Origin of the sequence: Pseudomonas bharatica, assembly GCF_048586865.1 — a bacterium.
Taxonomy (GTDB): Bacteria; Pseudomonadota; Gammaproteobacteria; order Pseudomonadales; family Pseudomonadaceae; genus Aquipseudomonas; species Aquipseudomonas bharatica.
The window spans coordinates 103,941-122,084 of the sequence record NZ_JBMAWR010000006.1 but is presented as its reverse complement, the minus strand read 5'-3'; the positions used below and the strand labels follow the sequence as shown (position 1 = coordinate 122,084).

At 62.9% G+C, this 18,144-nt stretch carries 16 protein-coding genes; 5 read left to right on the top strand and 11 right to left on the bottom strand.

The genetic code is table 11. From position 1 onward, the window contains the following. Nucleotides 1-205 precede the first annotated feature (205 nt). Entirely contained in the window at nt 206-982 is a 777-nt protein-coding gene (locus ACKLLE_RS09855) for a transporter substrate-binding domain-containing protein (protein WP_420057789.1), read from the top strand. A 25-nt stretch (nt 983-1,007) separates the two neighbouring features. Here ACKLLE_RS09855 and ACKLLE_RS09850 read toward each other — a convergent pair whose 3' ends face one another. Together ACKLLE_RS09850 and ACKLLE_RS09845 are read right to left on the bottom strand one after the other, a co-directional pair. Continuing rightward, nucleotides 1,008-1,502: a 2-thiouracil desulfurase family protein gene (locus tag ACKLLE_RS09850; RefSeq protein ID WP_420057870.1), complete on the bottom strand. Its 495-nt coding sequence runs from the start codon at nt 1,500-1,502 to the stop codon at nt 1,008-1,010. Then, nucleotides 1,492-2,124 (bottom strand): 2OG-Fe(II) oxygenase, encoded by a 633-nt coding sequence (locus ACKLLE_RS09845; RefSeq protein WP_420057788.1) that lies wholly within the window; start codon nt 2,122-2,124, stop codon nt 1,492-1,494. Before ACKLLE_RS09845 ends, ACKLLE_RS09850 begins: the two co-directional genes overlap by 11 nt. A 114-nt stretch (nt 2,125-2,238) precedes the next feature. Here ACKLLE_RS09845 and ACKLLE_RS09840 point away from each other — a divergent pair, with 114 nt between their 5' ends. Further along, entirely contained in the window at nt 2,239-2,988 is a 750-nt protein-coding gene (locus ACKLLE_RS09840) for a DUF2059 domain-containing protein (RefSeq protein ID WP_064301130.1), read from the top strand. Here the strand turns inward: ACKLLE_RS09840 and bipL are convergent, their stop codons facing one another. After that, a complete protein-coding gene (gene bipL / locus ACKLLE_RS09835; RefSeq protein WP_064301129.1) occupies nt 2,989-3,921 on the bottom strand; it encodes a phospholipase BipL in 933 nt (310 codons plus the stop codon). It abuts the gene before it with no gap. A 99-nt stretch (nt 3,922-4,020) separates the two neighbouring features. Between bipL and ACKLLE_RS09830 the strand changes: the two genes are divergently transcribed. After that, a complete protein-coding gene (locus ACKLLE_RS09830; protein ID WP_420057786.1) occupies nt 4,021-4,581 on the top strand; it encodes a DUF6436 domain-containing protein in 561 nt (186 codons plus the stop codon). 102 nt (nt 4,582-4,683) lie between these two features. Here the strand turns inward: ACKLLE_RS09830 and ACKLLE_RS09825 are convergent, their stop codons facing one another. Next, nucleotides 4,684-5,232, bottom strand: coding sequence for a sugar O-acetyltransferase (locus tag ACKLLE_RS09825; RefSeq protein ID WP_009395587.1), 549 nt, complete (start codon nt 5,230-5,232; stop codon nt 4,684-4,686). Between the two features lie 96 nt (nt 5,233-5,328). On the opposite strand from ACKLLE_RS09825, the gene ACKLLE_RS09820 reads away from it, so the two are divergent. Continuing rightward, nucleotides 5,329-7,710: a penicillin acylase family protein gene (locus ACKLLE_RS09820; RefSeq protein WP_420057785.1), complete on the top strand. Its 2,382-nt coding sequence runs from the start codon at nt 5,329-5,331 to the stop codon at nt 7,708-7,710. Between the two features lie 108 nt (nt 7,711-7,818). Here ACKLLE_RS09820 and ACKLLE_RS09815 read toward each other — a convergent pair whose 3' ends face one another. From ACKLLE_RS09815 to ACKLLE_RS09785, 7 genes are all read right to left on the bottom strand, one after another. Further along, nucleotides 7,819-8,700: an ABC transporter permease subunit gene (locus ACKLLE_RS09815; protein ID WP_009395591.1), complete on the bottom strand. Its 882-nt coding sequence runs from the start codon at nt 8,698-8,700 to the stop codon at nt 7,819-7,821. Beyond that, nucleotides 8,697-9,617, bottom strand: a complete 921-nt coding sequence (locus ACKLLE_RS09810; RefSeq protein ID WP_009395593.1) for an ABC transporter permease subunit — start codon at nt 9,615-9,617, stop codon at nt 8,697-8,699. Before ACKLLE_RS09810 ends, ACKLLE_RS09815 begins: the two co-directional genes overlap by 4 nt. Beyond that, nucleotides 9,614-10,756 carry a polyamine ABC transporter ATP-binding protein gene (potA, locus tag ACKLLE_RS09805; RefSeq protein ID WP_009395595.1) on the bottom strand — a complete coding sequence of 381 codons (1,143 nt, stop codon included), beginning with the start codon at nt 10,754-10,756 and terminating at the stop codon, nt 9,614-9,616. Before potA ends, ACKLLE_RS09810 begins: the two co-directional genes overlap by 4 nt. Before the next feature lie 59 nt (nt 10,757-10,815). Further along, a complete protein-coding gene (locus ACKLLE_RS09800) occupies nt 10,816-11,910 on the bottom strand; it encodes a polyamine ABC transporter substrate-binding protein (RefSeq protein ID WP_420057783.1) in 1,095 nt (364 codons plus the stop codon). Between the two features lie 164 nt (nt 11,911-12,074). Then, nucleotides 12,075-13,169 carry a polyamine ABC transporter substrate-binding protein gene (locus ACKLLE_RS09795; RefSeq protein ID WP_064301125.1) on the bottom strand — a complete coding sequence of 365 codons (1,095 nt, stop codon included), beginning with the start codon at nt 13,167-13,169 and terminating at the stop codon, nt 12,075-12,077. Nucleotides 13,170-13,328: 159 nt separating this feature from the next. Next, nucleotides 13,329-14,690 (bottom strand): aspartate aminotransferase family protein, encoded by a 1,362-nt coding sequence (locus ACKLLE_RS09790; RefSeq protein WP_009395600.1) that lies wholly within the window; start codon nt 14,688-14,690, stop codon nt 13,329-13,331. Nucleotides 14,691-14,738: 48 nt separating this feature from the next. Then, nucleotides 14,739-16,100, bottom strand: a complete 1,362-nt coding sequence (locus tag ACKLLE_RS09785) for a glutamine synthetase family protein (protein WP_009395601.1) — start codon at nt 16,098-16,100, stop codon at nt 14,739-14,741. 602 nt (nt 16,101-16,702) lie between these two features. Between ACKLLE_RS09785 and ACKLLE_RS09780 the strand changes: the two genes are divergently transcribed. After that, on the top strand, nt 16,703-18,079 hold the full coding sequence (locus ACKLLE_RS09780; RefSeq protein WP_064301124.1) for a glutamine synthetase family protein: 1,377 nt from the start codon (nt 16,703-16,705) through the stop codon (nt 18,077-18,079). Nucleotides 18,080-18,144: the final 65 nt, after the last annotated feature.

Below are 18,144 nucleotides of genomic sequence, written 5' to 3'. Positions count from 1 at the left end.
TCCTTGCGCTGTTGAAAAGGGAGGCCTTGATGGCCTCCCTTTTTTATTTGCGTTGAAAACATGAAGTTGCATGATTCCGAAGGAAATATTTCAACTAGGGTTAAACATCCGGGGACGGACGCGGTCACAAGGGGCTCTTGACCGGGGCCATGACAGAAGCCGCGGCAACCCTGTGTTTAATTGCCAATGAGAAGAAGGGGCTCAGATGCGTTTCTTTACCGGGGCACTATTGGCCGCCAGCCTGCTCAGCCCGTGGGCACATGCGGATATTCTCGACGAAATCGCCGACCGCAACGAATTGCGAATCGCCATTGAAGCTAAAACGCCACCGTTCAACTTCCGTGATACTGCCGGGCAACTGAGCGGGTTCGAAGTGGAACTGGGGCAGATGCTCGCCAAAGAGCTGGACGTAAATGCCGACTTCATCGTGGTGGACCCGGCCGAACTTCTGCCAGGTGTGGAAAGCGGCAAGTACGATGTGGCGATTAATCAGATTGCCACTACCGCAGAACTGAAAGAGCGCCTGGATTTCAGCAATCCCTACAGTTACACCATCGCCCAACTGATCGTGCGCCAGGAAGAAAAGCGCCCGCTGCATGACCTCGAAGCCTTCAAGGGCCACAGCCTCGGGGTGGTTCAGGGCAGCTCGTTCGCCGCCCAGGCACAGAGCGTCGAAGGCGTGGACCTGCGCAGTTACAAGGATGCGATCCAGCCGATCAAGGAAGTGGCGGACGACCAGATCGACGGCGCCGTCAGTGATCGGCTGCTGATTCCCTATGCAATCAAGGAACGCAACCTGCCGGTGGCCGAGGGCGCGACGGTGGGGCCGGTGCTGAAATTGGCGATTCCGTTCCAGAAGGGCAACCCGGCGTTCCAGAGTGCGCTGGACAACGCGTTGCAACGGGTCAAGGACGATGGCCGGCTGAGCGAATTGTCGAAGAAGTGGTTTGGGGTGGATGCGAGCGAGCCGCCCAAGCAGTAGATATTCAGCGATGAGGCCCTGAAGATCACAGCGGATCCAGCGCCCGAGCCGCTTCTTCCAGCTCCAGCTCACTGAACACCAGCACCCCTTCGCGCCGCAGCAAGGCACTGGTAACCCCCTCACCGGCAACCTTGTTGCCACTGAAGGTCCCGTCATAAACCAGCCGGTTGCCACAGGACGGGCTCCCCGACTTCAACACCGCCACGCGGATCCCGTGCCGCCGCACCAGCTCCAGGGCCATCCGCGCCCCGGCGAGAAACTCGGCGCTGACATCCTCCCCGAGCACCGTCACCACCTGCACCTCGCCATCCAGCACCGCCCCGCCCTGCCCGCCGGGAATTTCCGCCGGCGGCCGAGGCGTCGGCAGCCCACCCGCTACCTCCGGACACAACGGCACCACCCGCCCCTGCTTCTGCCAGGTCTGCAACAGATCGGGATGACCACTGGCACGCCCGTCATAGCGCACCGGCTGGCCCAGCAGGCAGGCGCTCACCAGCACCCGCGACAGATCAGAAGGGATCGTTGCCACGACGGCGGAACCAGCCAGTGACCGAAAGACGCTCGCGATGTGCCATCAGTACTTCATGGGGCAGGTCGGCGGACATGAACACGACCAGGCTGCCGCCCACCGGCGGGATATCCCGCTCGCTGCCATCCGCCAGGTAGATGCGCAGTTCACCGCCGTCCTGCGCCGCCCATTCCTCGTTGAGGTAAATGATGGCCGAGACGGTGCGGCGGTCATCGTCACGGAAGCGGTCGAGGTGCTTGCGATAGAAGGTGCCTGCCGGGTAGCGGGCAAAGTGGCATTCGAAATCCTCCAGCCCCAGGTAGAAGTCGCGATTCAGCGCTTCGCGCAGGCCGTCCATCAACGCCAGGTAGCGGTCGCAGGCCTCGGACTGCCCGGGTTCGATCCAGAGGATATGGTCGCCACGAATGCCTTCGCGCACTTCCTGGCCCTGGCCACGCCCCACGGCCGCCGGGGCCAGCTCGCCTTGTTCGGCACGTTGCCGGCATTCGGCCGCCAGGGCCCGGGTCAACGCCTCGGGCAGGAAGATTGCCTGGTGCGACCAGCCCTGATTGGCGAGGTCGTCGACAATAGCGGGAATCTGCGGATGTTCGGAGGATATGTGCATGGCGCGCATGGTAACGGGCCGGCGGCCAAACCGACAGCGCCACTTGGTCGCATCGACGCACTGGCGTCTCGACAAAGCCCCGCAAGGCCACGGACAATAGCCGCCTGCCGACAGGAGTCCTGAATGCGCCGTTTGTTTTTTCTGCTGTTGATCATCTGCACCACGCCTGTCAGGGCAGACTCCCTCGATCAGCTGTACAAGGTCGCCGGCTGGCCCGAGCAGCGCGCCCACTTCTCCGATGCCATCGCCGCCGCCCAGCAGCGCTACCAGAAAAGCCTGCCGCCCGCGGTGTTCCAGGCGCTGGTGGACAACAGCAACCAGCGTTTCGAAGCCAAGGCCGTGGATCGCCGCGCCGCAGCCCAACTGCGTGCCAACCTGAAGGACCCGTCCCCCGCCCTGACCTTCTTCCAGTCGCCACTGGGGCGCAAGGTGGTGGCCGCCGAACTGCTCGCCACCCGCCGCGACCAGTTGGCGAAGAACGCCAAGGGCCTGCCGAAGATGCAGGCCAGCGACAACCGCCTGCTCATCATCGGCCACCTGGCCCAGGCCCTGCCCGCCCGGGAAGCCGGCGCCGAGGTTAGCCTGGCGATCGCCGGCGTCGCCGCCGACAGCCTCAGCCAGATGATTCCCGGCCTGTTCGGCGGTGGTCAGGCCCAAGGCATGCTGGACGGCCAGCGCCAACGCCTGATGCAGCAGATCGGCGAAGACCTGAACAACACCCTGCTGTACGTCTATCGCGACCTTTCCGATGCCGAGCTGGAGGAGTTCGCCACCTTCGCCGAATCCGCCGAAGGCCAGGCCTACTACAAGGCCGCTCTGGCCGCGATCCGCGCCGGCCTCGCCGTGGGCCAGAGCAGCTCGGACCTGAGGTGATCAGCCCAGGCGCTGTTCGATGAAGGCGAAATAGCGCCGGCGAATGTCCGGCAGTTCATTGGCCAGGTGATGCCGGGCCTCGGGCAGCAGCAATATCTTCGGCGCGTCGAACTTGGCCTTGAGCACCTCGAGGTTGTAGCGCCAGTCCACGGTCATGTCCGCTTCCCCTTGCACGATCAGCGGCTGGCGCGGGCTGCCGGGTGCTGTCTCGATCCGCCGTATCCACTGGACCAATGCACCCACCCAGGCAGTAGGCAGGCGACGCGGCTGCAAAGGGTCGGCGAGCAGGAACGGGAGGAAGGTCGGGTCGTTGCTGTTCTCGCTGAAACGCCGGGCGATGCCGTTGACGAAGGGTTTGAGCATGAAGTAGCTGAGCTTCGACCAACCCCAGGCACGCGGTCGCACCAGCGGCGACAGCAGGATCACCTCGCCGCTGACCGGGCTGCCTTCGCCGCGGTGCAGCAGGTGATCGACCGCAATGGCGCCGCCGGTGCTCTGCCCGCAAAGGTGCCAGGGCTGCGGCAATTGCAGGCCGGCGGCCTGGCGGAACACTTCGTCCAGAACCTGCTGGTACACCGCGAAATCATCGATGCTGGCGCGTTCGCCGCTGGACAGGCCATGCCCGGGCAGATCGCAGGAGATCACCGCGAAGCCTTGTTGCAGCGCCCAGTCGATCACGTGGCGGTACAGGCCCATGTGATCGTAGAAGCCGTGCAGCAACACCAGCGTCGCCACCGGCTCGGCGGGCAGCCAGACCTGGCTGACGACCTCGAAGCCCGCGCAGGAGAAACGCCCCAGCCAGCTCGCCGCGCAAGGCACCCGGTCCAGGCCATAGAAACGCTGGTACGCCTGGCCCTCGACCGACAACGGCTGACGCACCGCCAGGGGTGGCAGGCTGGTACGCAGGGGATCGGCTTGGAACAAGGCGGACATGGAAGGCTTCCGGAAAGGTACTGAAAGGATTGACCTGCGATATTCATCTGTCGGCGGAGGCATGGCAAGCTGGCCCCCTTTTATTTGCCGGTATTGCCCATGTCGGGGAAAACACTGCTCGCCGCCCTCACCCTCGCCCTTTGCGCTGTCGGGCTGTGGCTGGCCTATGACAACTTCCAGAGCCGCTACCTGCGCCCCTTCGACAACCAGACCGCGCTCTTCGCCGGCGACCAGTTGCGCCTGCCGCCCGAACTTGCCGGCCTCGGCCCGATCCGCCTGGTGCACTTCTGGGACCCGGCCTGCCCATGCAACGTCGGCAACCAGCAGCACCTGGGCGAACTGATCGAACACTACGGCCCGCAGGGCGTGGCCTTCCATGTAGTGCAAAAGCCAGGCACCCACGGCCAGCTTCCCGCCAACCTGGGCGCACTGAAGCCCATCGCCAGCCTGCCCGGCGCCGAGCACCTGCCGGCCAGCCCGGCCGTGGCGATTTGGGACAAGGAAGGCAACCTTGCCTACTTCGGGCCGTACAGCGAAGGGGCGACCTGCAATGCCAGCAACAGCTTTATCGAACCGATTCTGCAGGCGCTGACCGAGGGCCGGCCGGTAACAGTGACACAGACAATGGCGGTGGGCTGCTACTGCCCGTGGACTGAGTAACAACACGGACCCTGTGGGAGCTGGCTTGCCAGCGATAGCGGTGGTGAATTCACCATGGCAATCGCTGGCAAGCCAGCTCCCACAGGGTACGCGTCCACCCTTCTACTGCGCTCGGGCAGGGTTACCCATCACCGTCGCCCCCGCCGGCACATCCCGGGTTACCACGCTGCCTGCACCGATGATCGCATCATCCCCCACCGTCACTCCGGGCAGGATGATCGCCCCGCCGCCAATCCAGACATTCCTGCCGATCTTCACCGGCTTCCCGCTCTCCAGGCCGCTGCGTCGCACCACCGGATCGCGCGGGTGGTCCGCCCCGTAGATCTGCACCGCCGGCCCGATCTGGCAGTCGTCGCCGATGCTCACGCTGCAAATGTCGAGAATCACGCAGTTGAAGTTGATGAACACATTGGCGCCGATCTCGATGTTGTAGCCGTAGTCGCAGTAGAACGGCGGGCGGATCACCGCGCCGGGGCCGACCCTGGCGAAGTGTTCCACGAGCATGGCGTGCCGCTGCTCGTTGAGCAGGTCGGCGGAGTCGTTGTAGCGCTGCATCCAGTGCTTGTTGGCGATCTGTTCGGCTTGCAGCTCCGGGCACGTCGCGCGATACAGCTGTCCGGTCAGCATCTTGTGTTTTTCACTGATGTCCATTGGCCCTCACTCCTGGCTGATCTCTCGGCTGGCAAAGTCTATCCTCTGTCCGATCATGACCGACTCGCTGGCTGAAAGATTCCCCAAGGAGCTTCGATGAAACGCCGCCTTACCCTTCTCGCCGTTGCCATAGCCGTTGCGGCAGCCGGCGCCGGTTATCTGTATGTGCAAGGCAAGCAGCCGCAACGTGACGGCGAAGTCGCCCTGACGAAGCTCCAGGCGCCGGTCAGCGTGCGCTACGACGAACGCGGCGTGCCGCATATCCAGGCGCAGAACGAGAGCGACCTGTATCGCGCCCTGGGCTACGTGCACGCCCAGGACCGCCTGTTCCAGATGGAGATCACCCGGCGCCTGGCCAAGGGCGAGCTGGCCGAGGTGCTGGGGCCGAAGATGGTCGCCACCGACATCCTGTTCCGCAGCCTGCGCATCGGCGAACAGGCGCAGGTGATGGTCGATCGGCAGGACAAGCAGTCACCCGCCTGGAACGCCCTGCAAGCCTACCTCGAAGGCGTAAACGCCTGGCAGGACACGCATCCGCAGCCGATCGAATTCGACGTGCTGGGCATCACCCCGCGCCCCTTCACCGCCCAGGACACCCTGAGCATCGCCGGCTTCATGGCCTACAGCTTTGCCGCCGCGTTCCGTACCGAACCGCTGCTGACGTTCGTGCGCGACCATCTTGGCGGCGAATACCTGAAGGTCTTCGATCTCGATTGGCATCCCGACGGCATGCTGCAACACCCGCCCGCCCTGGTCGATGCCGACTGGAAAACCCTGGGCCGACTGGCGACGCTCAGCCAGCAGGCCTTCAGCGAGGCCGGCCTGCCGCAGTTCGAAGGCAGCAATGCCTGGGCCGTCAGCGGCAGCCGTACCCGCAGTGGCAAACCGTTGCTGGCCGGCGATCCGCATATCCGTTTTTCGGTCCCTGCGGTGTGGTACGAGGCCGAGCTGTCGGCACCGGGCCTCCATCTGTACGGCTATCACCAGGCGCTCAACCCCTTCGCTTCCCTCGGGCACAACCGCGAGTTCGGCTGGAGCCTGACCATGTTCCAGAACGACGATGTCGATCTGATCGCCGAAAAGGTCAACCCGGACAATCCCGGACGGGTCATGGTCCACGGCCAGTGGCAGGACCTGGTCCGCAGCGAGCAGCAGATCAAGGTCAAGGGCGAGCCAACGCAGACCGTCACCCTGCTGCGCTCGCCCCATGGCCCGATCGTCAACAAGGTACTGGGCGAAGACGCCGGGCCGACACCGGTCGCCATGTGGTGGGCCTTCCTTGAAAGCGAGAATCCGATCCTCGATGGCTTCTACGAGGTCAACCGCGCCAGCACCCTGGAGGCCATGCGCAGCGCCGTGCAGAAGGTCCAGGCACCGGGGCTGAACTTCGTCTGGGCCAACGCCCGTGGCGATATCGGCTGGTGGGCGGCGGCGGCCTTGCCGATCCGGCCGGACGGGGTCAACCCGGCCTTCATTCTCGACGGCAGCAGCGGCGAGGCGGACAAGTCCGGTTTCTACCCGTTCAGCGTCAACCCACAGTCGGAGAACCCGGACAGCGGTTATATTGTCTCGGCCAACTTCCAGCCGCTATCGCCCACCGGCGTGCCGATTCCCGGCTATTACAACCTGCCGGACCGCGGTCGCGAGCTCGACCGGCAACTCGCAAACGACCAGGTGAAATGGGACCTGCAGAACAGCCAGGCACTGCAACTGGGCACCACCACCGATTACGGCCCGCGTACCCTTGGCCCGCTGTTGCCGGTGCTGCGCCAGGTGGTGCAGGACGCCCGGGGCCGCGAGCTGGTGGAGCAACTGGCGGCCTGGCGCGGCGACTATCCGCTGGATTCGGTCAATGCCACGCTGTTCAACCAGTTCCTCTACGAGCTGGCCTACGCAGCGATGCACGATGAACTGGGCGATGCCTGGTTCCAGGCGCTGATCTCGACCCGGGTGATCGACGATGCCCTGCCGCGCCTGGCATCGGATGTCGATTCCCCTTGGTGGGACACCCAGGGCAGCAGCGAACGCGGCAGCCGCACGGCGGTGGTCAAGCACGCCTGGGACAGGACCGTGGCGCATCTGGGCGAAACCCTTGGCAAGGATCCGGCGGGCTGGCAGTGGGGCAAGGCGCATACCCTGACCCACGGGCATCCGCTGGGCATGCAGAAACCCTTGGACAGGCTGTTCAATGTCGGGCCATTCGCGGCGCCGGGGACTCACGAGGTGCCGAACAACCTGTCGGCGAAGATTGGCCCGGCGCCATGGCCGGTGAACTATGGACCGTCCACGCGGCGCCTGATCGACTTCGCCGATGCCGGGACAGCGCTGAGCATCAACCCGGTCGGGCAAAGCGGGGTGTTGTTCGATCGGCATTATGGGGATCAGGCCAGGCCCTATATCGAAGGGCGGTACCAGAGGGCCTGGCTGGGGTTGGCCGGGGAGACCGAGGGGACGTTGAGGTTGGTGCCAGGCAAGTAGTCTTGCGGAGGTTTTTGAGGGCCAATCGCCGGCAACGCCGGCTCCCACAAGGTCCGCGGTGCACGCAATCCCTGTGGGAGCCGGCGTTGCCGGCGATGGGGCCTCAGATCAGGCCTGAGCCGGACGCCGTACTTCAGGCTGCTTCCAGCCATCCGCCGCGGCTTCCTCGATGGCCTGCTGGATCGCGCGTTTGCGGCGCTCTTCGGCACGGCGGCTGAAGTACCAGACCAGGAAGGTCGCCAGCGATACCGCCAGCAGGATCAGGCTGGCCACAGCGTTGATTTCCGGCTTCACGCCCAGGCGCACGGCCGAGAACACTTCCATCGGCAGGGTGGTGGAGCCCGGGCCGGATACGAAGCTGGCCAGTACCAGGTCATCCAGCGACAGGGCGAAGGACATCATGCCGCCCGCCGCCAGCGACGGCGCGATCATCGGGATGGTGATCAGGAAGAACACCTTCCATGGCCGTGCACCGAGGTCCATGGCCGCTTCTTCGATGGACAGGTCCAGCTCGCGCAGGCGAGCCGACACCACCACGGCTACGTACGCTGCGCAGAACGTCGTGTGGGCGATCCAGATGGTGACGATGCCCCGCTCCTGCGGCCAGCCGATCATCTGTGCCATGGCCACGAACAGCAGCAACAGCGACAGACCGGTAATGACCTCGGGCATGACCAGCGGCGCGGTGACCAGGCCGCCGAACAGGGTACGGCCCTTGAACCGGGTGACCCGGGTCAGCACGAACGCGGCCAGGGTACCCAGCGCCACTGCGGCGACCGCCGTGTAGCAGGCGATTTCCAGCGAGCGCATCACCGAACCCATCAGTTGGGTGTTGTCGAGCAGGCCGACATACCACTTCACCGACCAGCCGCCCCAAACCGTCACCAGCTTGGAGGCGTTGAACGAGTAGATCACCAGGATCAGCATCGGCAGGTAGATGAACAGCAGGCCGAGGACCAGCATTACATTGGAAAATCCGACGCGCTTCATGCCCGGCCCTCCATCTCTTTCGCCTGGCTGCGGTTGAACAGCAGGATCGGCACGATCAGGATCGCCAGCATCACTACCGCCAGGGCCGAAGCCACCGGCCAGTCACGGTTGTTGAAGAATTCCTGCCACAGCACCTTGCCGATCATCAGGGTTTCCGGGCCGCCCAGCAGCTCAGGAATGACGAACTCGCCCACCACCGGGATGAACACCAGCATGCAGCCGGCGATGATGCCGTTCTTCGACAGCGGCACGGTGATCTTCCAGAAGCTGTTGAAACGGCTCGAACCCAGGTCGGATGCGGCTTCCAGCAGGCTCTGGTCGTGTTTCACCAGGTTGGCGAACAGCGGCAGGATCATGAACGGCAGGTACGAATAGACCACGCCGATATACACCGCCAGGTTGGTGTTGAGGATCTGCAGCGGCTGGTCGATCAGCCCCAGCCACATCAGGAAGGCATTGAGCAGGCCGTTGTTGCTGAGGATGCCCATCCAGGCATAGACGCGGATCAGGATCGCGGTCCAGGTCGGCATCATGATCAACAGCAGCAGGACGGTCTGGATGTCCTTGCGCGCGTTTGCGATGGCGTAGGCCATCGGGTAGCCGATCAACAGGCAGAGGATGGTGCTGAAGAAGGCCATCTTCAACGAGCCCAGGTAGGCCGAGATATACAGCTCGTCCTGGGTCAACAGGCCATAGTTGGCCAGGTTGAGCACCACCTGGATCTTGTCCTCGACGTAGCTGTAGATCTCCGTGTACGGCGGGATCGCTACGTCCGCCTCGGCGAAGCTGATCTTCAGGACGATGAAGAACGGCAGCATGAAGAACAGGAACAGCCAGAGGAACGGGATCCCGATGACGACGTGGCGTCCCTCGGGCGTTACGCGGTTGAGTGCTCGCTTGAGCTTGCGCATGTTCATGAACGCAGTACCACGCCGCTGTCGTCTTCCCACCAGACGTAGACTTCGTCGCCCCAGGTCGGACGCGAGCCCTGGCGTTCGGCGTTGGCGACGAACGACTGGACGATCTTGCCGCTCGGCAGTTCGACGTAGAACACCGAGTGGCCGCCCAGGTAGGCGATGTCGTGGACCTTGCCCCGCGACCAGTTGTATTCGCAGGTCGGCTGCTGCGCGGTGACCAGCAGTTTCTCCGGACGCAGCGCGTAGGTGATGTGCTTGTCTTCCACCGAGGTGGTGATGCCGTGGCCGACGTAGATCGGACGCTCCAGCTCGGGGCTGGCGATCAGCGCGTGGCCTTCGGCGTCGTCGACCACTTCACCCTCGAACAGGTTGACGTTGCCGATGAATTCGCAGACCAGGCGGCTGGTCGGGGTCTCATAGACGTCGATCGGGCTGCCGATCTGGGCGATCCAGCCCAGGTGCATGATGGCGATGCGCTGGGCCATGGTCATGGCCTCTTCCTGGTCGTGGGTCACCATTACGCAGGTCACGCCGACCCGCTCGATGATCTCGACCAGCTCAAGCTGCATCTGCGAGCGCAGTTTCTTGTCCAGTGCGCCCATGGGCTCGTCGAGCAGCAGCAGCTTCGGCCGCTTGGCCAGGGAGCGAGCCAGGGCCACGCGCTGGCGCTGGCCGCCAGAAAGCTGGTGCGGCTTGCGCTTGGCGTACTGGGTCATGTGCACCAGCTTGAGCATCTCGGCCACCCGGGCCTCGATCTCGGCCTTGGGCATCTTGTCCTGCTGCAGGCCGAAGGCGATGTTCTGCGCCACGGTCATGTGCGGGAACAGCGCGTAGGACTGGAACATCATGTTGATCGGCCGCTCGTAGGGCGGCATGTCGGTGATATCGACGCCATCGAGGAAAATCCGCCCTTCGGTCGGACGCTCGAAACCGGCCAGCATGCGCAGCAGGGTCGATTTACCCGAGCCGGAGCCGCCGAGCAGGGCGAAGATCTCGCCTTTCCTGATTTCGAGGGAGACATCGTCCACCGCGACGGTTTCGTCGAACTTCTTCGTGACCCGATCGATCTTGACCAGCACCTGCTTGGGTTGCTGGTCGCCTTCGAGGGCTTTCTTGTAGGCGCCGGAGGCAACTGCCATGTGTGAAACTCCCAACAGAATGTTCTGCACCCGCCCCTGCCGTGGCGGGTCCGGATTTATTATTTGCCCGACTTGACCTTGGTCCAGATGCGGGTCATCAAACGCTGCACTTTGGGCGGCAATTCGGAATTGACGTACAGCTTGTCGATCACTTCCTGCGGTGGGTAAACCGCCGGATCCTTGCGGACATCCTGGTCCATCAGCTCGCCAGCCCTGGGGTTCGGGTTGGCGTAACCAACGTAATCGCTGACCTGGGCGATAACCCCGGGTTCAAGCAGATAGTTGATGAAGGCATGGGCCTCCTTGACGTTGCCGGCATCCTTGGGGATGGCCAGCATGTCGAACCAGAGGTTGCCGCCTTCCTTGGGAATCACATAAGCCACGTCCACGCCCTTGCCGGCCTCTTCGGCGCGGGCCTTGGCCTGGAAGACATCGCCGGAGAAGCCGGCGGCGACGCAGATATCGCCATTGGCCAGGTCGGAGATGTACTTGGAGGAATGGAAGTAGGTCACGTAGGGGCGAATGGCGAGGAGCTTGTCCTCGGCCTTCTTGTAGTCCTTGGGGTCCTGGCTGTTGGGGTCGAGACCCAGGTAGTTGAGCATCGCCGGGAGCATTTCGTCCGCCGAGTCGAGGAAGGCGACGCCGCAGGCGGAGAGCTTCTTGATGTTCTCGGGCTCGAACAGCGTGGCCCAGGAATCGATCTTGTCGGTGCCGAGCACTGCCTTGACCTTCTCGACGTTGTAACCGATGCCATTGGTACCCCAAAGGTACGGCACCGCATACTGGTTGCCCGGGTCGTTACGCTCGAGGCGCTTGAGCAGGGCCGGGTCGAGGTTGTTCCAGTTCGGCAGCTGGGCACGGTCGAGCTTCTGGAATGCGCCCGCCTTGATCTGCTTGCCGAGGAAATGGTTGGACGGCACCACCACGTCATAGCCGGTGCGACCGGCTAGCAGCTTGCCTTCCAGGGTTTCGTTGGAATCGAAAACGTCGTACTTCGGCTTAATGCCGGTTTTCGCTTCGAAGTCCGCGAGGGTGGTCTGGCCGATGTAGTCCGACCAGTTGTAGATATGCACCGTGGGCGCCGCTTGGACGCTGCAAGCCAGCGTCAGACCCGCTCCAGCCATGAAGGCCTTGCGAAACATGGAAATAGACAAGTGGGAGGTCCTCTACATTTAGTGCCCGTGTGGCGAACGGCAGTCCTGACTGCCGGATCACCGAACCGGCGCGCAACTTACCTGCGATACACCCATCCAGCAAAAAAAAATTGTGTTACCCGCTCAAGGACGCGGCTTGCACCGCGTCCCTGGCTCAGGTCGGCTTACTTGCCCGACTTGATCTTGGTCCAGCTGCGGGTGATCAGGCGCAGGGTCGCCGGATCCTGGTCGCTGATGGCGTACAGCTGCTTCTTCACCTCATCCGACGGGTAGATGCTCGGATCGCTGGTGATCTCCTTGTCCACCAGCGGGGTCGCCGCCTTGTTGCCGTTCGGGAAACGCACGGCGTTGGTGATCTCGGCCATGATTTCCGGCTGTTGCAGGAAATTCATCCACTTGTAGGCGGCTTCGACGTTCTCGGCATCCTTCGGAATGGCGACCATGTCATAGAAGGTACCGGCGCCTTCCTTCGGAATCACGTAGTCCAGCTTGACCTTGTCGCCGGCCTCGTGGGCGCGGGCCTTGGACTGCTCCAGGTCACCCGAGTAGCCCACGGCCACGCAGATGTTGCCATTGGCCAGGTCCGAGATGTACTTGGAGGAGTGGAAGTAGGTGACCGAAGGACGAATGCTCAGGAACAGCTTCTCGGCGGCCTGCAGATCAGCCTTGTCCTTGCTTGCGGTCGGCTTGCCCAGGTAGTGCAGCGCGGCCGGGATCATCTCGGTCGGGGCATCGAGGAAGCTCACGCCGCAGCTCTTGAGCTTGGCGATATTCTCGGGCTTGAACACCACGTCCCACGAATCGATCTTGTCGATGCCCAGCGCGGCCTTGACCTTCTCCGGGTTGTAGCCGATGCCGATGCTGCCCCACATGTACGGGAAGGCGTATTTGTTGCCCGGGTCGCTGGCGTCGCCGACGGCCTTGAGCAGGTCTTCGTCGAGGTTCTTCCAGTTGGGCAGCTTGGACTTGTCCAGCTCCTGGTAGACGCCGGCCTTGATCTGCTTGGCCAGGAAATTGTTCGACGGGACCACGATGTCGTAGCCGGATTTGCCGGCCAGCAGCTTGGCTTCGAGGGTTTCGTTGCTGTCGAAGACGTCGTAGACGACCTTGATGCCAGTCTGCTGTTCGAACTTGGCCACGGTATCCGGGGCGATGTAGTCGGACCAGTTGTAGACGTGGAGGACCTTGTCATCCGCGTGAGCGGTACCGACCAGCATCCCGAGGGATACGGCCAACAGCGTCTTGCCCATTTTCTTCATGCGTTAATGCTCCAGAATTTTTATAAAGCCATCTGTTCCGCGGCCTGCCCTGTCGGCGCCAGGGGAGCGACTGGAAACAGGCGCTAGTCTGGCAAGATCCAAGGCGTCCTTACAACGCCTTGGCATGCCGCAAAGCCACCATGCCAGCCTAGCACCTCGTTAGATCAGTGCTTCCAGGGTCAGGTCCAGGCATTTACGAGCTTTTTCAATCAGTTCATCGATCTCGTCACGGCTGATCACCAGCGGCGGCGCGATGATCATGGTGTCGCCCACGGCGCGCATGATCAGGCCGTTGTCGAAGCAGAACTGCCGGCAGATCATGCCGACGGCCTTGCCTTCGTAGCGGCTGCGGGTTGCCTTGTCCTTGACCAGCTCGATCGCACCGAGCATGCCCAGGCCGCGCACTTCGCCCACCAGCGGGTGGTCGTTCAGCTCGCGCAGACGCTTCTGCAAATAGGGTGCCGTTTCCTCGCGAACCCGCTCTACGATCTTCTCTTCGCGCAGGATCCGCAGGTTTTCCAGGCCCACCGCCGCCGCTACCGGGTGGCCGGAATACGTGAAGCCGTGGTTGAAATCGCCGCCCTGGCTGACCACCTTCGCCACTTCGTCACGGACGATCACGCCGCCCATGGGGATGTAGCCGGAGGTCAGGCCCTTGGCGATAGTCATCAGGTCGGGCTTGAGGCCGTAGTAGTCGGAGCCGAACCACTCGCCGGTACGACCGAAGCCGCAGATCACTTCGTCGGCGACGAACAGGATGTCGTAGCGGGCGAGGATTTCCTTGATCTTCGGCCAGTAGCTGTCCGGCGGAATGATCACGCCGCCAGCGCCCTGGATCGGCTCGGCGATGAAGGCCGCGACATTGTCGACCCCCAGTTCGAGAATCTTCTGCTCCAGTTGCTCGGCAGCCCAGATACCGAATTCTTCCGGCGACTTGTCACCGCCCTCGCCGAACCAGTACGGCTGCGGGATATGCACGATGCCCGGGATCGGCAGGTCGCCCTGCTCGTGCATGCCGGACATGCCACCAAGGCTGGCACCGGCCACGGTAGAGCCGTGGTAGCCATTGATACGGCCGATGATCACCTTCTTCTGCGGCTTGCCCTTGAGCGCCCAATAGTGGCGGACCATGCGCAGTACGGTGTCGTTGCCTTCGGAGCCGGAACCGGTGAAGAACACATGGCTCATGCCGGCCGGGGCCACTTCGGAAATGGCCTTGGCCAGTTCCAGGGCCGGCGGGTGAGCGGTCTGGAAGAACAGGTTGTAGTACGGCAGCTCGCGCATCTGCTTGCTGGCCGCTTCGGCCAGTTCCTCGCGTCCATAGCCGACCGCCACGCACCACAATCCGGCCATGCCATCGAGGATCTTGTGGCCCTCGCTGTCCCACAGGTGCACGCCCTGGGCCTTGGTGATGATCCGCGGGCCCTTTTCCTGCAACTGTTTATAGTCACTGAAGGGTGCCAGGTGATGATCACGGCTCAGGTCCTGCCACTCGCGGGTTTGCGGGTTCTTGACGCTCATGTGCTTCTCCGATTTCTGGCGGCCGCGCTCCTGCGGCCCCGGGGTTTATCAGACCGCGAACAGCAGGAACTCGCGTTCCCAGGAGCTGATCACGCGCTTGTAGTTTTCATGCTCGGCGCGTTTGGTCGCGACGTAGCCGGCGATGAATTTCTTGCCCAGGTAGGCTTCCAGCGCCCGGCAGTTTTCCATGCGTTCCAGGGCGTCCTCGATGGTCAGCGGCAAACGCAGGTTGCGCCGCTCGTAGCCACGTCCCTGGACCGGCGCGCTGGCGTTGACGCCTTCGACCATGCCGATATAGCCACACAGCAGGCTGGCCGCGATGGCCAGGTACGGGTTGGCGTCGGCGCCCGGCAGACGGTTTTCCACGCGGCGGTTCTGCGGGCCGGCGTCCGGTACGCGCAGGCCGACGGTACGGTTTTCCTCGCCCCATTCGACGTTGACCGGCGCCGAGGTGTCGGGCAGGAAACGGCGGAACGAGTTGACGTTGGGCGCGAACAGCGGCAGCACTTCGGGGATGAACTTCTGCAGGCCACCGATGTGATAAAGGAACAGCTCGCTCATGCTGCCGTCTTCGTTGGAGAAGATGTTCTTCCCGGTGTTCACGTCGATGATGCTCTGGTGCAGGTGCATGGCGCTGCCCGGCTCGCCGGTCATGGGCTTGGCCATGAAGGTGGCGGCGACGTTGTGCTTGAGCGCGGCCTCGCGCATGGTGCGCTTGAACACCAGGATCTGGTCGGCCAGGGACAGGGCGTTGCCGTGACGGAAGTTGATCTCCATCTGGGCGGTGCCGTCCTCGTGGATCAGGGTGTCGAGGTCGAGGTTTTGCAGCTCGCACCAGTCGTAGACGTCTTCGAACAGCGGGTCGAATTCGTTGGCGGCTTCGATGGAGAAGGACTGGCGACCGGTTTCCGGGCGGCCGGAACGACCGATCGGCGGCTGCAGCGGGAAATCCGGGTCTTCGCAGCGCTTGGTCAGGTAGAACTCCATCTCCGGCGCCACGATCGGCTGCCAGCCCTTGTCGGCGTAGAGTTTCAGCACCTTCTTCAGCACGTTGCGCGGCGACAGCTCGACCGGATTGCCCTTCTTGTCGTAGGTGTCGTGGATGACCTGGGCGGTCGGCTCGATGGCCCACGGCACGAGGAATACCGCGTTCTCGTCGGGGCGGCAGACCATGTCGATATCGGCCGGGTCGAGCAACTGGTAATAGATATCGTCGTCGACGTAGTCACCGGTCACGGTCTGCAGCAAAACGCTCTCGGGCAGGCGCATGCCCTTTTCCGCGATGAACTTGTTGGTCGGCGAGATCTTGCCGCGGGTGATGCCGGTCAGGTCGCTGATCAGACATTCGACTTCGGTGATCTTGTGCTCTTTCAGCCAATCGGTGAGCTGGTCGAGATTGCTGCTACTCATACATACCTCGGGAGGTAAATGCCTGGACTATGGTCGGAACGCCCTTGGCAGGCCGTTTCCAGCATTCTGGATGCCCCGCGGGCCCAAAGCAAAAGGCGCGCAGGGAGAATGCGTCTCCGGCATCCATCGGGATGCGGGGGAGCCGACTATAGTCATGAATGGCAGTACGAGAGGGTGAATCTTTGGGGAATGCGACGCCTTGGCCGTCAACTATTTTGGCCGGCACCGGCGCTGCTCGCATGGCGCGCTCGCTGCTTGCGGAAATGGCGTACAGGCCTGCCCACGCTGGACAGCCGCTGTCGCCTATGATCGACAGGCGTAACATGTAACCCCCGGTATTATTGATGTTATGGGTTGCGACCGAGCTTAGCCTTGTTCATTTTTTTACACAACACCCCCGTAAAAAATAAAATACGGCTCTGTTGTTTGAACGCTCGGGCGACGAAAGCAGGCCTTGTCGCTGCCCTCAATTGCAGCAAAAATGCCGCAATGGCGCCCTTTTAGGGCATCATGGGCCTTGCTTGACTTCACTTCGGCTTTCCGATTGACTGGGGTCGCAAGCCCAGATTGATTGATATTTTTAACAACAAAGGTGTTGCATCATGTCGGTACCCCCGCGTGCCGTTCAGCTTAACGAAGCGAACGCGTTCCTTAAGGAACATCCTGAGGTTCTCTACGTTGACCTTCTGATTGCAGATATGAATGGTGTGGTGCGTGGCAAGCGCATCGAGCGCACCAGCCTCCACAAGGTTTACGAGAAAGGCATCAACCTGCCGGCCTCCCTCTTCGCATTGGATATCAACGGCTCCACGGTCGAGAGCACCGGCCTCGGCCTGGACATCGGCGACGCCGACCGGATCTGCTATCCAATCCCGGGCACCCTGTCCAACGAACCCTGGCAGAAGCGCCCGACCGCGCAACTGCTCATGACCATGCACGAACTCGAAGGCGAGCCCTTCTTCGCCGACCCGCGGGAAGTCCTGCGCCAGGTGGTGAGCAAGTTCGACGAACTGGGCCTGACCATCTGCGCCGCGTTCGAGCTGGAGTTCTACCTGATCGACCAGGAGAACGTGAACGGGCGCCCGCAGCCGCCGCGCTCGCCGATCTCCGGCAAACGTCCGCAATCGACCCAGGTCTACCTGATCGACGACCTCGACGAATACGTCGACTGCCTCCAGGACATCCTCGAAGGTGCGAAGGAACAAGGCATTCCCGCCGACGCCATCGTCAAGGAAAGCGCCCCGGCGCAGTTCGAGGTCAACCTGCACCATGTCGCCGACCCGCTGCGGGCCTGTGACTACGCGGTGCTGCTCAAACGCCTGATCAAGAACATCGCCTACGACCATGAAATGGACACCACCTTCATGGCCAAGCCGTATCCAGGCCAGGCGGGTAATGGTCTGCATGTCCATATCTCGGTGCTGGACAAGGATGGCAAGAACATCTTTACCAGCGAGGATCCCGAGCAGAACGCCGCGCTGCGTCACGCGATCGGCGGTGTGCTCGAGACCCTGCCCGCGTCGATGGCGTTCCTCTGCCCGAACGTCAACTCGTACCGCCGTTTCGGTGCGCAGTTCTATGTGCCGAATGCGCCAAGCTGGGGCCTGGACAACCGCACCGTGGCCCTGCGCGTGCCGACCGGCACCGCCGATGCGGTACGCATCGAGCACCGCGTGGCCGGCGCCGACGCCAACCCGTACCTGCTGATGGCCGCCGTGCTGGCGGGCGTGCATCACGGCCTGACCAACCAGGTCGAGCCAAGCAGCCCGGTGGAAGGCAACGCCTACGAACAGGTGGAGCAAAGCCTGCCAAACAACCTGCGCGACGCCCTGCGCGAGCTGGACGACAGCGAGATCCTCAACAAGTACATCGATCCGAAGTACATCGACATCTTCGTCGCGTGCAAGGAGAGTGAACTGGAGGAGTTCGAGCACTCGATCTCGGACCTTGAGTACAACTGGTATCTGCATACCGTGTAATCAAGAACACCGCGGCCCCTGTGGGAGCGGGTTTACCCGCGATTACTGTGGTGAATTCACCATAG